The following is a 14,259-nucleotide window of genomic DNA, read 5'->3' as shown; positions in this document are numbered from 1 at the left end:
TTTTTTTATGCCTTCTGCAACATTGGTTTTAATTCAAAACGATTCAGCATATAGCCAAACAAAGCAGCCAATATCTGCTGAAACAGCATGCCGATCACAACAGGAACGGCAACCTGAGACGGGAAGAACGTAACGGCAAGAACTGCGCCGGCACTAATATTCCTCATGCCTCCCGTAAATATAAGAGAGACTATTTCCTCTTGCCGCCTTTTCATCATTTTTCCGATCAGCCAAGCAGCGGCATAGCCTGTTAACGCGATAAAGAATACCGTTACAGCTATTCCTGCAAATCTCAAATCAATGGATTTGAAATAAGGAGCAATCGCTGAACTGTTAATCGCAATCACTGCCATCAAGCAAAGCTTTGAAAAAGGCGACAGCGCACTGCTCACAGACGCAGTTCTTTCTGGAGATGACATCTGATTAAACAGCATGCCCAAAAAAGAAGGAATCACGACCATTACAATCAGACCTTTCATCATTCCCCACACATCCATGTGAACCTGAGCGCCGGCCAGCAATGAAAGACTCAGCGGTACGATTAGCGGTGACAGCACAGTATCAACTAAAATAATCGAAAGTGTCAAACCGACATTCCCTTTGTACATCGCTGCCCAAATCAAGCTTGTTATCCCCGTAGGAATCACAACAGCCAATGTTAAACCGGTAATCGTCAAAGGATCACCTTTAAATATAAGATGGCCGCTGCCCCAAGCAAAAAGCGGCATGAAAATATGAAGAACGAATAGTGCAAGAATCATAGGGAGAGGATGAGACAATGCATGTCTCAAAGATTGAAAGTTCGCGCTCAAACTGCCTGCAAACGTAATAAAAGCAAAGATCCAAGGCACAGCCCATTCATACCCATTTAAAAACTGAGACAGCAGCACGCCCAACACCACACTAGTCGGCGTTAACAGCGGCATCACTCTCCCCAATACACGGTTCAGCTTCTGAAGCATCATATGCAAGTCCCCTATTTAAAATTTCTCTTCTCTCTATTATATCAATGCTGCTTAAGTGTATGTTATATAAAAAAGCCCAGATCTCATTCATCTGGGCTTCTCTATTTTATGCCATCTGTTTCATTAGAGATTTACTCGCTTTATTCAAACCTTTTAACTCAGCTTCAATGCCTTGTTCCTTAAACTTCGCAACAATCTTATCAAGTGCGGCCGCTCCAGAATCGTCCCATACGTGAGCTTCAGTTAAGTCAATCACAACCCGCTCAATATCCTCTTGATATATAAACGCATTTGCAAGATCCGTCACTGACGCAAAAAAGATTTGCCCCTTCACTTGATACGTTCTAAGCTTTTGATCCTCTGCATGAGAAACGATTTTCAGCTTCGAGATTTTTGCCACAAAGAACACGGCACTTAAAAGAACACCGACAAATACACCCTTAGATAAGTCATCCGTCACAACAACCGTAACCACAGTCACAACCATGACAATCGAGTCCGTGAGCGGCGCTTTTTTGAGACCTTTTAAAGAAGACCAATCAAAAGTGCCGACAGACACCATAACCATTACAGCTACTAACGCCGCCATTGGGATTTTCACCACGACATGACTTAACACCGCAATTAAAAACATCAGAAAAGCACCGGCAACAAATGCTGACAAACGTCCGCGACCGCCCGCTTTTGTATTAATGACAGATTGTCCGATCATAGCGCAGCCTGCCATTCCGCCAAAGAATCCAGTCACGATATTCGCAATTCCCTGTCCGCGGCTCTCTTTATTTTTATCACTGTCCGTATCCGTCATTTCATCAATAATCTGCGCTGTCAGCAAAGATTCAAGCAACCCGACAAACGCTAAAGCAATTGAATAAGGAAAAATAATTTGCAGTGTTTCAAAGGTAAACGGAACATCAGGGATTAAGAAATGAGGCAATGAACTAGAAATATTGCCCATATCACCAACCGTCCGCACATCCACATGGAAAGTGACCGCAATAATTGTCATCACAATAATTGCCACAAGCGGAGACGGAACAGCAGTCGTAAACCTTGGCAGCACATAAATAATAACCAACGACCCGGCAAGCATCGCATACATGCTCCAAGAAGCACCTTCAAACTGGGGAAGCTGCGCAGAGAAGATAAGGATCGCCAGCGCATTCACAAACCCGATCATCACAGAACGCGGGATGAATTTCATTAATCTTGCAATTTTACTGATACCTAAAATCACTTGAATAATGCCAGTCAAAATCGTAGCCGCAAATAAATACTGAAGCCCATGATCAGCAACCAGCGACACCATAACGACTGCCATTGAGCCTGTCGCAGCTGAAATCATGCCAGGTCTGCCGCCAAAAATAGAAATAATAATGGCGATACAAAATGACGCATAAAGACCGACCATCGGATCCACACCCGCTATAATAGAAAAGCCAATCGCTTCAGGTATTAACGCTAACGCAACTAAAATGCCAGCAAGAATGTCTTTTCGGATATTCCCGAACCATTGCTGTTTTAATGTAAAACTATTATTCAAATATAACGACTCCTTTTTAGTAAAAAATAAATCCGCACCATATCTATTGTATTGGGAGCTTTTTTTATTTTACGGGAGAAAATGAAAAGAAAAACGACCGGGGAAAACGGGGAAACGTTGAGTATATTGTATTGAGGCAAGGAGTTGTCATACAAAGAGTATCATAATAAATTTTTATCAATTACGCAAGATGATTGCTGAAGAAAAAAATGGCTCAAATATAGTCTGAGACATTTTATCATATCCGGATGAAACCAAGAATCGTTTTAATGACAGTAATATCTTTTCTCTCATTTGGCAATCCGAGCCGGTTTCCGAAAAAATAACCTATCATCATTATCTCAGGCTGATAAATATGAGCGGCCTCATTTAACTCTGTATTTTGGCAATCAATAAAACAACTTTTGCAGGGATTATTCTAAGTTTTTTCTTAGGACTTATTTATGGCCGGCATGTTCGCCATTATCTTAATTGTCACCAATCAATTTTATCATGGAAAAACAGAACAAACGACAGGCATGCTGCTCGCTGCCAATGGATTGGCGGCTCTATCCTGCCAATCGCAGTCGGATGGAGTCTGGATGAGTCTCTCGTACAAACTGCATTTTGATTATTTATGATTCTCATGTTGATCAAGCTGAGATTGTATTGGAATTCAAAAGTATTAGAAAACTTTAAAAAGTAGAAGCTTGATGAAATGGATACTGACGAAAGCAAATCGGCACAGATATAAAATTAAAAACCCAGCTCAATGAGCTGGGTTTAAGCTTGCTTGGCGGCGTCCTACTCTCACAGGGGGAAACCCCCGACTACCATCGGCGCTGAAGAGCTTAACTTCCGTGTTCGGTATGGGAACGGGTGTGACCTCTTCGCTATCGCCACCAAACAAATTGAGAGTGTTCTCTCAAAACTAGATAACAGGTGTGACATCATTCAAAATGTGGTTAAGTCCTCGATCGATTAGTATCTGTCAGCTCCATGTGTCGCCACACTTCCACCTCAGACCTATCAACCTGATCATCTTTCAGGGATCTTACTTCCTTGCGGAATGGGAAATCTCATCTTGAGGGGGGCTTCATGCTTAGATGCTTTCAGCACTTATCCCGTCCGCACATAGCTACCCAGCGATGCCCTTGGCAGAACAACTGGTACACCAGCGGTGCGTCCATCCCGGTCCTCTCGTACTAAGGACAGCTCCTCTCAAATTTCCTGCGCCCGCGACGGATAGGGACCGAACTGTCTCACGACGTTCTGAACCCAGCTCGCGTACCGCTTTAATGGGCGAACAGCCCAACCCTTGGGACCGACTACAGCCCCAGGATGCGATGAGCCGACATCGAGGTGCCAAACCTCCCCGTCGATGTGGACTCTTGGGGGAGATAAGCCTGTTATCCCCGGGGTAGCTTTTATCCGTTGAGCGATGGCCCTTCCATGCGGAACCACCGGATCACTAAGCCCGACTTTCGTCCCTGCTCGACTTGTAGGTCTCGCAGTCAAGCTCCCTTGTGCCTTTACACTCTGCGAATGATTTCCAACCATTCTGAGGGAACCTTTGGGCGCCTCCGTTACCTTTTAGGAGGCGACCGCCCCAGTCAAACTGCCCACCTGACACTGTCTCCCCGCCCGATAAGGGCGGCGGGTTAGAAGGTCAATACAGCCAGGGTAGTATCCCACCGATGCCTCCACCGAAGCTGGCGCTCCGGTTTCCAAGGCTCCTACCTATCCTGTACAAGCTGTACCAACATTCAATATCAGGCTGCAGTAAAGCTCCACGGGGTCTTTCCGTCCTGTCGCGGGTAACCTGCATCTTCACAGGTACTATAATTTCACCGAGTCTCTCGTTGAGACAGTGCCCAGATCGTTGCGCCTTTCGTGCGGGTCGGAACTTACCCGACAAGGAATTTCGCTACCTTAGGACCGTTATAGTTACGGCCGCCGTTTACTGGGGCTTCAATTCGCACCTTCGCTTACGCTAAGCGCTCCTCTTAACCTTCCAGCACCGGGCAGGCGTCAGCCCCTATACTTCGCCTTACGGCTTCGCAGAGACCTGTGTTTTTGCTAAACAGTCGCCTGGGCCTATTCACTGCGGCTCTCTCGGGCTTGCACCCTAACAGAGCACCCCTTCTCCCGAAGTTACGGGGTCATTTTGCCGAGTTCCTTAACGAGAGTTCTCTCGATCACCTTAGGATTCTCTCCTCGCCTACCTGTGTCGGTTTGCGGTACGGGCACCTCTCACCTCGCTAGAGGCTTTTCTTGGCAGTGTGGAATCAGGAACTTCGCTACTATATTTCGCTCGCCATCACAGCTCAGCCTTATGGGAAACGGATTTGCCTATTTCCCAGCCTAACTGCTTGGACGCGGATATCCAATACCGCGCTTACCCTATCCTCCTGCGTCCCCCCATTGCTCAAATGGTGAGGAGGTGGTACAGGAATATCAACCTGTTGTCCATCGCCTACGCCTTTCGGCCTCGGCTTAGGTCCCGACTAACCCTGAGCGGACGAGCCTTCCTCAGGAAACCTTAGGCATTCGGTGGAGGGGATTCTCACCCCTCTTTCGCTACTCATACCGGCATTCTCACTTCTAAGCGCTCCACCAGTCCTTCCGGTCTGGCTTCACAGCCCTTAGAACGCTCTCCTACCACTGTTCGAAGAACAGTCCGCAGCTTCGGTGATACGTTTAGCCCCGGTACATTTTCGGCGCAGAGTCACTCGACCAGTGAGCTATTACGCACTCTTTAAATGGTGGCTGCTTCTAAGCCAACATCCTGGTTGTCTAAGCAACTCCACATCCTTTTCCACTTAACGTATACTTTGGGACCTTAGCTGGCGGTCTGGGCTGTTTCCCTTTCGACTACGGATCTTATCACTCGCAGTCTGACTCCCAAGGATAAGTCATTGGCATTCGGAGTTTGACTGAATTCGGTAACCCGGTAGGGGCCCCTAGTCCAATCAGTGCTCTACCTCCAAGACTCTTACCTTGAGGCTAGCCCTAAAGCTATTTCGGAGAGAACCAGCTATCTCCAGGTTCGATTGGCATTTCACCCCTACCCACACCTCATCCCCGCACTTTTCAACGTGCGTGGGTTCGGGCCTCCATTCAGTGTTACCTGAACTTCACCCTGGACATGGGTAGATCACCTGGTTTCGGGTCTACGACCACGTACTCATGCGCCCTATTCAGACTCGCTTTCGCTGCGGCTCCGCATCTTCTGCTTAACCTTGCACGGGATCGTAACTCGCCGGTTCATTCTACAAAAGGCACGCCATCACCCGTTAACGGGCTCTGACTACTTGTAGGCACACGGTTTCAGGATCTCTTTCACTCCCCTTCCGGGGTGCTTTTCACCTTTCCCTCACGGTACTGGTTCACTATCGGTCACTAGGGAGTATTTAGCCTTGGGAGATGGTCCTCCCGGATTCCGACGGAATTTCACGTGTTCCGCCGTACTCAGGATCCACTCAGGAGAGAACGAAGTTTTGACTACAGGGCTGTTACCTCCTATGGCGGGCCTTTCCAGACCTCTTCGTCTACCTCGTTCTTTTGTAACTCCGTACAGAGTGTCCTACAACCCCAAGAGGCAAGCCTCTTGGTTTGGGCTAATCCCGTTTCGCTCGCCGCTACTCAGGGAATCGCATTTGCTTTCTCTTCCTCCGGGTACTTAGATGTTTCAGTTCCCCGGGTCTGCCTTCTCATATCCTATGAATTCAGATATGAATACCACTCCATTACGAGTGGTGGGTTTCCCCATTCGGAAATCTCCGGATCAAAGCTTGCTTACAGCTCCCCGAAGCATATCGGTGTTCGTCCCGTCCTTCATCGGCTCCTAGTGCCAAGGCATCCACCGTGCGCCCTTTCTAACTTAACCGTTAAAAAGAATCACTATGTGATATCTTGTATTACTAATTGAATGTGATGTCTACTGTTATCTAGTTTTCAAAGAACACGTTTCGAAGGAATGATCCTTCAAAACTAAACAAGACAGGGAACGTTCTGTTTATAAGACCCAAGGTCTTATATTCCGTATAATATCCTTAGAAAGGAGGTGATCCAGCCGCACCTTCCGATACGGCTACCTTGTTACGACTTCACCCCAATCATCTGTCCCACCTTCGGCGGCTGGCTCCTAAAAGGTTACCTCACCGACTTCGGGTGTTACAAACTCTCGTGGTGTGACGGGCGGTGTGTACAAGGCCCGGGAACGTATTCACCGCGGCATGCTGATCCGCGATTACTAGCGATTCCAGCTTCACGCAGTCGAGTTGCAGACTGCGATCCGAACTGAGAACAGATTTGTGGGATTGGCTTAACCTCGCGGTTTCGCTGCCCTTTGTTCTGTCCATTGTAGCACGTGTGTAGCCCAGGTCATAAGGGGCATGATGATTTGACGTCATCCCCACCTTCCTCCGGTTTGTCACCGGCAGTCACCTTAGAGTGCCCAACTGAATGCTGGCAACTAAGATCAAGGGTTGCGCTCGTTGCGGGACTTAACCCAACATCTCACGACACGAGCTGACGACAACCATGCACCACCTGTCACTCTGCCCCCGAAGGGGACGTCCTATCTCTAGGATTGTCAGAGGATGTCAAGACCTGGTAAGGTTCTTCGCGTTGCTTCGAATTAAACCACATGCTCCACCGCTTGTGCGGGCCCCCGTCAATTCCTTTGAGTTTCAGTCTTGCGACCGTACTCCCCAGGCGGAGTGCTTAATGCGTTAGCTGCAGCACTAAGGGGCGGAAACCCCCTAACACTTAGCACTCATCGTTTACGGCGTGGACTACCAGGGTATCTAATCCTGTTCGCTCCCCACGCTTTCGCTCCTCAGCGTCAGTTACAGACCAGAGAGTCGCCTTCGCCACTGGTGTTCCTCCACATCTCTACGCATTTCACCGCTACACGTGGAATTCCACTCTCCTCTTCTGCACTCAAGTTCCCCAGTTTCCAATGACCCTCCCCGGTTGAGCCGGGGGCTTTCACATCAGACTTAAGAAACCGCCTGCGAGCCCTTTACGCCCAATAATTCCGGACAACGCTTGCCACCTACGTATTACCGCGGCTGCTGGCACGTAGTTAGCCGTGGCTTTCTGGTTAGGTACCGTCAAGGTATCGCCCTATTCGAACGGTACTTGTTCTTCCCTAACAACAGAGCTTTACGATCCGAAAACCTTCATCACTCACGCGGCGTTGCTCCGTCAGACTTTCGTCCATTGCGGAAGATTCCCTACTGCTGCCTCCCGTAGGAGTCTGGGCCGTGTCTCAGTCCCAGTGTGGCCGATCACCCTCTCAGGTCGGCTACGCATCGTCGCCTTGGTGAGCCGTTACCTCACCAACTAGCTAATGCGCCGCGGGTCCATCTGTAAGTGGTAGCCGAAGCCACCTTTTATGTTTGAACCATGCGGTTCAAACAACCATCCGGTATTAGCCCCGGTTTCCCGGAGTTATCCCAGTCTTACAGGCAGGTTACCCACGTGTTACTCACCCGTCCGCCGCTAACATCAGGGAGCAAGCTCCCATCTGTCCGCTCGACTTGCATGTATTAGGCACGCCGCCAGCGTTCGTCCTGAGCCAGGATCAAACTCTCCGATAAAGTAGTTTGACTGACTACGCACATCGCTGTGCGATTTTTAAAAACTGAATTAACAGGTACGTTTTGTCTTGTTTAGTTTTCAAAGATCATTTTGTTTGTCCGCTTTGTTAAAGCAACTTTATTAGTATACAACGTCACTTCTTCAAAGTCAACAACTTTTTTAAAAATCACACTAATGTGCAATTGCTTGGCGGCGTCCTACTCTCACAGGGGGAAACCCCCGACTACCATCGGCGCTGAAGAGCTTAACTTCCGTGTTCGGTATGGGAACGGGTGTGACCTCTTCGCTATCGCCACCAAACAAATTGAGAGTGTTCTCTCAAAACTAGATAACAGGTGTGACATCATTCAAAATGTGGTTAAGTCCTCGATCGATTAGTATCTGTCAGCTCCATGTGTCGCCACACTTCCACCTCAGACCTATCAACCTGATCATCTTTCAGGGATCTTACTTCCTTGCGGAATGGGAAATCTCATCTTGAGGGGGGCTTCATGCTTAGATGCTTTCAGCACTTATCCCGTCCGCACATAGCTACCCAGCGATGCCCTTGGCAGAACAACTGGTACACCAGCGGTGCGTCCATCCCGGTCCTCTCGTACTAAGGACAGCTCCTCTCAAATTTCCTGCGCCCGCGACGGATAGGGACCGAACTGTCTCACGACGTTCTGAACCCAGCTCGCGTACCGCTTTAATGGGCGAACAGCCCAACCCTTGGGACCGACTACAGCCCCAGGATGCGATGAGCCGACATCGAGGTGCCAAACCTCCCCGTCGATGTGGACTCTTGGGGGAGATAAGCCTGTTATCCCCGGGGTAGCTTTTATCCGTTGAGCGATGGCCCTTCCATGCGGAACCACCGGATCACTAAGCCCGACTTTCGTCCCTGCTCGACTTGTAGGTCTCGCAGTCAAGCTCCCTTGTGCCTTTACACTCTGCGAATGATTTCCAACCATTCTGAGGGAACCTTTGGGCGCCTCCGTTACCTTTTAGGAGGCGACCGCCCCAGTCAAACTGCCCACCTGACACTGTCTCCCCGCCCGATAAGGGCGGCGGGTTAGAAGGTCAATACAGCCAGGGTAGTATCCCACCGATGCCTCCACCGAAGCTGGCGCTCCGGTTTCCAAGGCTCCTACCTATCCTGTACAAGCTGTACCAACATTCAATATCAGGCTGCAGTAAAGCTCCACGGGGTCTTTCCGTCCTGTCGCGGGTAACCTGCATCTTCACAGGTACTATAATTTCACCGAGTCTCTCGTTGAGACAGTGCCCAGATCGTTGCGCCTTTCGTGCGGGTCGGAACTTACCCGACAAGGAATTTCGCTACCTTAGGACCGTTATAGTTACGGCCGCCGTTTACTGGGGCTTCAATTCGCACCTTCGCTTACGCTAAGCGCTCCTCTTAACCTTCCAGCACCGGGCAGGCGTCAGCCCCTATACTTCGCCTTACGGCTTCGCAGAGACCTGTGTTTTTGCTAAACAGTCGCCTGGGCCTATTCACTGCGGCTCTCTCGGGCTTGCACCCTAACAGAGCACCCCTTCTCCCGAAGTTACGGGGTCATTTTGCCGAGTTCCTTAACGAGAGTTCTCTCGATCACCTTAGGATTCTCTCCTCGCCTACCTGTGTCGGTTTGCGGTACGGGCACCTCTCACCTCGCTAGAGGCTTTTCTTGGCAGTGTGGAATCAGGAACTTCGCTACTATATTTCGCTCGCCATCACAGCTCAGCCTTATGGGAAACGGATTTGCCTATTTCCCAGCCTAACTGCTTGGACGCGGATATCCAATACCGCGCTTACCCTATCCTCCTGCGTCCCCCCATTGCTCAAATGGTGAGGAGGTGGTACAGGAATATCAACCTGTTGTCCATCGCCTACGCCTTTCGGCCTCGGCTTAGGTCCCGACTAACCCTGAGCGGACGAGCCTTCCTCAGGAAACCTTAGGCATTCGGTGGAGGGGATTCTCACCCCTCTTTCGCTACTCATACCGGCATTCTCACTTCTAAGCGCTCCACCAGTCCTTCCGGTCTGGCTTCACAGCCCTTAGAACGCTCTCCTACCACTGTTCGAAGAACAGTCCGCAGCTTCGGTGATACGTTTAGCCCCGGTACATTTTCGGCGCAGAGTCACTCGACCAGTGAGCTATTACGCACTCTTTAAATGGTGGCTGCTTCTAAGCCAACATCCTGGTTGTCTAAGCAACTCCACATCCTTTTCCACTTAACGTATACTTTGGGACCTTAGCTGGCGGTCTGGGCTGTTTCCCTTTCGACTACGGATCTTATCACTCGCAGTCTGACTCCCAAGGATAAGTCATTGGCATTCGGAGTTTGACTGAATTCGGTAACCCGGTAGGGGCCCCTAGTCCAATCAGTGCTCTACCTCCAAGACTCTTACCTTGAGGCTAGCCCTAAAGCTATTTCGGAGAGAACCAGCTATCTCCAGGTTCGATTGGCATTTCACCCCTACCCACACCTCATCCCCGCACTTTTCAACGTGCGTGGGTTCGGGCCTCCATTCAGTGTTACCTGAACTTCACCCTGGACATGGGTAGATCACCTGGTTTCGGGTCTACGACCACGTACTCATGCGCCCTATTCAGACTCGCTTTCGCTGCGGCTCCGCATCTTCTGCTTAACCTTGCACGGGATCGTAACTCGCCGGTTCATTCTACAAAAGGCACGCCATCACCCGTTAACGGGCTCTGACTACTTGTAGGCACACGGTTTCAGGATCTCTTTCACTCCCCTTCCGGGGTGCTTTTCACCTTTCCCTCACGGTACTGGTTCACTATCGGTCACTAGGGAGTATTTAGCCTTGGGAGATGGTCCTCCCGGATTCCGACGGAATTTCACGTGTTCCGCCGTACTCAGGATCCACTCAGGAGAGAACGAAGTTTTGACTACAGGGCTGTTACCTCCTATGGCGGGCCTTTCCAGACCTCTTCGTCTACCTCGTTCTTTTGTAACTCCGTACAGAGTGTCCTACAACCCCAAGAGGCAAGCCTCTTGGTTTGGGCTAATCCCGTTTCGCTCGCCGCTACTCAGGGAATCGCATTTGCTTTCTCTTCCTCCGGGTACTTAGATGTTTCAGTTCCCCGGGTCTGCCTTCTCATATCCTATGAATTCAGATATGAATACCACTCCATTACGAGTGGTGGGTTTCCCCATTCGGAAATCTCCGGATCAAAGCTTGCTTACAGCTCCCCGAAGCATATCGGTGTTCGTCCCGTCCTTCATCGGCTCCTAGTGCCAAGGCATCCACCGTGCGCCCTTTCTAACTTAACCGTTAAAAAGAATCACTATGTGATATCTTGTATTACTAATTGAATGTGATGTCTACTGTTATCTAGTTTTCAAAGAACACGTTTCGAAGGAATGATCCTTCAAAACTAAACAAGACAGGGAACGTTCTGTTTATAAGACCCAAGGTCTTATATTCCGTATAATATCCTTAGAAAGGAGGTGATCCAGCCGCACCTTCCGATACGGCTACCTTGTTACGACTTCACCCCAATCATCTGTCCCACCTTCGGCGGCTGGCTCCTAAAAGGTTACCTCACCGACTTCGGGTGTTACAAACTCTCGTGGTGTGACGGGCGGTGTGTACAAGGCCCGGGAACGTATTCACCGCGGCATGCTGATCCGCGATTACTAGCGATTCCAGCTTCACGCAGTCGAGTTGCAGACTGCGATCCGAACTGAGAACAGATTTGTGGGATTGGCTTAACCTCGCGGTTTCGCTGCCCTTTGTTCTGTCCATTGTAGCACGTGTGTAGCCCAGGTCATAAGGGGCATGATGATTTGACGTCATCCCCACCTTCCTCCGGTTTGTCACCGGCAGTCACCTTAGAGTGCCCAACTGAATGCTGGCAACTAAGATCAAGGGTTGCGCTCGTTGCGGGACTTAACCCAACATCTCACGACACGAGCTGACGACAACCATGCACCACCTGTCACTCTGCCCCCGAAGGGGACGTCCTATCTCTAGGATTGTCAGAGGATGTCAAGACCTGGTAAGGTTCTTCGCGTTGCTTCGAATTAAACCACATGCTCCACCGCTTGTGCGGGCCCCCGTCAATTCCTTTGAGTTTCAGTCTTGCGACCGTACTCCCCAGGCGGAGTGCTTAATGCGTTAGCTGCAGCACTAAGGGGCGGAAACCCCCTAACACTTAGCACTCATCGTTTACGGCGTGGACTACCAGGGTATCTAATCCTGTTCGCTCCCCACGCTTTCGCTCCTCAGCGTCAGTTACAGACCAGAGAGTCGCCTTCGCCACTGGTGTTCCTCCACATCTCTACGCATTTCACCGCTACACGTGGAATTCCACTCTCCTCTTCTGCACTCAAGTTCCCCAGTTTCCAATGACCCTCCCCGGTTGAGCCGGGGGCTTTCACATCAGACTTAAGAAACCGCCTGCGAGCCCTTTACGCCCAATAATTCCGGACAACGCTTGCCACCTACGTATTACCGCGGCTGCTGGCACGTAGTTAGCCGTGGCTTTCTGGTTAGGTACCGTCAAGGTATCGCCCTATTCGAACGGTACTTGTTCTTCCCTAACAACAGAGCTTTACGATCCGAAAACCTTCATCACTCACGCGGCGTTGCTCCGTCAGACTTTCGTCCATTGCGGAAGATTCCCTACTGCTGCCTCCCGTAGGAGTCTGGGCCGTGTCTCAGTCCCAGTGTGGCCGATCACCCTCTCAGGTCGGCTACGCATCGTCGCCTTGGTGAGCCGTTACCTCACCAACTAGCTAATGCGCCGCGGGTCCATCTGTAAGTGGTAGCCGAAGCCACCTTTTATGTTTGAACCATGCGGTTCAAACAACCATCCGGTATTAGCCCCGGTTTCCCGGAGTTATCCCAGTCTTACAGGCAGGTTACCCACGTGTTACTCACCCGTCCGCCGCTAACATCAGGGAGCAAGCTCCCATCTGTCCGCTCGACTTGCATGTATTAGGCACGCCGCCAGCGTTCGTCCTGAGCCAGGATCAAACTCTCCGATAAAGTAGTTTGACTGACTACGCACATCGCTGTGCGATTTTTAAAAACTGAATTAACAGGTACGTTTTGTCTTGTTTAGTTTTCAAAGATCATTTTGTTTGTCCGCTTTGTTAAAGCAACTTTATTAGTATACAACGTCACTTCTTCAAAGTCAACAACTTTTTTAAAAAACTTTTGGTGGAGCCTAGCGGGATCGAACCGCTGACCTCCTGCGTGCAAAGCAGGCGCTCTCCCAGCTGAGCTAAGGCCCCATGAAAAATGGTCGGGAAGACAGGATTCGAACCTGCGACCCCATGGTCCCAAACCATGTGCTCTACCAAGCTGAGCTACTTCCCGATTCCCTATCTATTCTATTAAAAGATATGGCGCGCCCGAGAGGAGTCGAACCCCTAACCTTTTGATCCGTAGTCAAACGCTCTATCCAATTGAGCTACGGGCGCAATTCAATTTACAATATCCCGTTGGGATAAATGGAGCGGAAGACGGGATTCGAACCCGCGACCCCCACCTTGGCAAGGTGGTGTTCTACCACTGAACTACTTCCGCATATCGCAATAAAAAAAGCTTTCTCCTTATGAGAAACCTTGGTAATAATACATTTAATAAAGCTTCCAAGCGGGCTCGAACCGCTGACCTCTTCCTTACCATGGAAGTGCTCTACCTGCTGAGCTATGGAAGCAATGGCTCCGCAGGTAGGATTCGAACCTACGACCGATCGGTTAACAGCCGATAGCTCTACCACTGAGCTACTGCGGAATAATATAAAGCTTCATAAACAAACATGGTAGAATTAATAAATCTGCTTGGCGGCGTCCTACTCTCACAGGGGGAAACCCCCCGACTACCATCGGCGCTGAAGAGCTTAACTTCCGTGTTCGGTATGGGAACGGGTGTGACCTCTTCGCTATCGCCACCAAACAAATTGAGAGTGTTCTCTCAAAACTAGATAACAGGTGTGACATCATTCAAAATGTGGTTAAGTCCTCGATCGATTAGTATCTGTCAGCTCCATGTGTCGCCACACTTCCACCTCAGACCTATCAACCTGATCATCTTTCAGGGATCTTACTTCCTTGCGGAATGGGAAATCTCATCTTGAGGGGGGCTTCATGCTTAGATGCTTTCAGCACTTATCCCGTCCGCACATAGCTACCCAGCGATGC

General features: G+C 49.8%; 2 protein-coding genes, 6 tRNA genes, 8 rRNA genes and 1 pseudogene (1 of these 17 only partly in view). 1 reads left to right on the top strand and 16 read right to left on the bottom strand.

All coding sequences use genetic code 11. From position 1 onward, the window contains the following. Positions 1–5 precede the first annotated feature (5 nt). Positions 6–926, bottom strand: coding sequence for a bile acid:sodium symporter family protein (locus tag ACFVP7_RS01025; protein ID WP_072557088.1), 921 nt, complete (start codon positions 924–926; stop codon positions 6–8). 145 nt (positions 927–1,071) lie between these two features. Further along, positions 1,072–2,508 (bottom strand): SulP family inorganic anion transporter, encoded by a 1,437-nt coding sequence (locus ACFVP7_RS01020; RefSeq protein ID WP_080528835.1) that lies wholly within the window; start codon positions 2,506–2,508, stop codon positions 1,072–1,074. Positions 2,509–2,815: 307 nt separating this feature from the next. Between ACFVP7_RS01020 and ACFVP7_RS01015 the strand changes: the two are divergent. Beyond that, a pseudogene (locus ACFVP7_RS01015) lies at positions 2,816–3,193 on the top strand (MFS transporter); the annotation flags it as partial. An 85-nt stretch (positions 3,194–3,278) separates the two neighbouring features. Here the strand turns inward: ACFVP7_RS01015 and rrf (ACFVP7_RS01010) are convergent. The 14 genes from rrf (ACFVP7_RS01010) to ACFVP7_RS00945 all read right to left on the bottom strand — a co-directional run. After that, a 5S ribosomal RNA gene (gene rrf / locus ACFVP7_RS01010) occupies positions 3,279–3,394 on the bottom strand. A 54-nt stretch (positions 3,395–3,448) separates the two neighbouring features. Beyond that, positions 3,449–6,376: ribosomal RNA gene (locus tag ACFVP7_RS01005) — 23S ribosomal RNA — on the bottom strand. A 170-nt stretch (positions 6,377–6,546) separates the two neighbouring features. Then, positions 6,547–8,096, bottom strand: a 16S ribosomal RNA gene (locus tag ACFVP7_RS01000). Between the two features lie 185 nt (positions 8,097–8,281). Then, positions 8,282–8,397, bottom strand: a 5S ribosomal RNA gene (rrf, locus tag ACFVP7_RS00995). A 54-nt stretch (positions 8,398–8,451) separates the two neighbouring features. Then, positions 8,452–11,379, bottom strand: a 23S ribosomal RNA gene (locus ACFVP7_RS00990). 170 nt (positions 11,380–11,549) lie between these two features. Then, positions 11,550–13,099: ribosomal RNA gene (locus ACFVP7_RS00985) — 16S ribosomal RNA — on the bottom strand. Positions 13,100–13,271: 172 nt separating this feature from the next. Beyond that, positions 13,272–13,347: transfer RNA gene (locus ACFVP7_RS00980), tRNA-Ala, on the bottom strand. An 8-nt stretch (positions 13,348–13,355) separates the two neighbouring features. Next, positions 13,356–13,432: transfer RNA gene (locus tag ACFVP7_RS00975), tRNA-Pro, on the bottom strand. Between the two features lie 27 nt (positions 13,433–13,459). Next, positions 13,460–13,536: transfer RNA gene (locus tag ACFVP7_RS00970), tRNA-Arg, on the bottom strand. Between the two features lie 31 nt (positions 13,537–13,567). Continuing rightward, positions 13,568–13,642: transfer RNA gene (locus tag ACFVP7_RS00965), tRNA-Gly, on the bottom strand. 60 nt (positions 13,643–13,702) lie between these two features. Continuing rightward, positions 13,703–13,775: transfer RNA gene (locus ACFVP7_RS00960), tRNA-Thr, on the bottom strand. 2 nt (positions 13,776–13,777) lie between these two features. Next, a tRNA-Asn gene (locus ACFVP7_RS00955) sits at positions 13,778–13,852 on the bottom strand. Positions 13,853–13,897: 45 nt separating this feature from the next. Further along, positions 13,898–14,014, bottom strand: a 5S ribosomal RNA gene (gene rrf / locus ACFVP7_RS00950). Positions 14,015–14,068: 54 nt separating this feature from the next. Next, positions 14,069–14,259: ribosomal RNA gene (locus ACFVP7_RS00945) — 23S ribosomal RNA — on the bottom strand; it runs 2,737 nt beyond the window's last position. The 16S, 23S and 5S rRNA genes sit together here with 6 tRNA genes alongside, the layout of an rRNA operon.

The organism is Bacillus sp. SG20033, assembly GCF_044570195.1.
In the GTDB taxonomy this organism is placed as follows: Bacteria; Bacillota; Bacilli; order Bacillales; family Bacillaceae; genus Bacillus; species Bacillus subtilis.
This window is presented reverse-complemented; position numbering and strand designations above follow the sequence as displayed.

Bases quoted from the DNA above. Each gene is read 5' to 3' on its own strand.
- ACFVP7_RS01025 (WP_072557088.1), bottom strand. From the start codon at position 926: ATGCCGCTGTTAACGCCGACTAGTGTGGTGTTGGGCGTGCTGCTGTCT.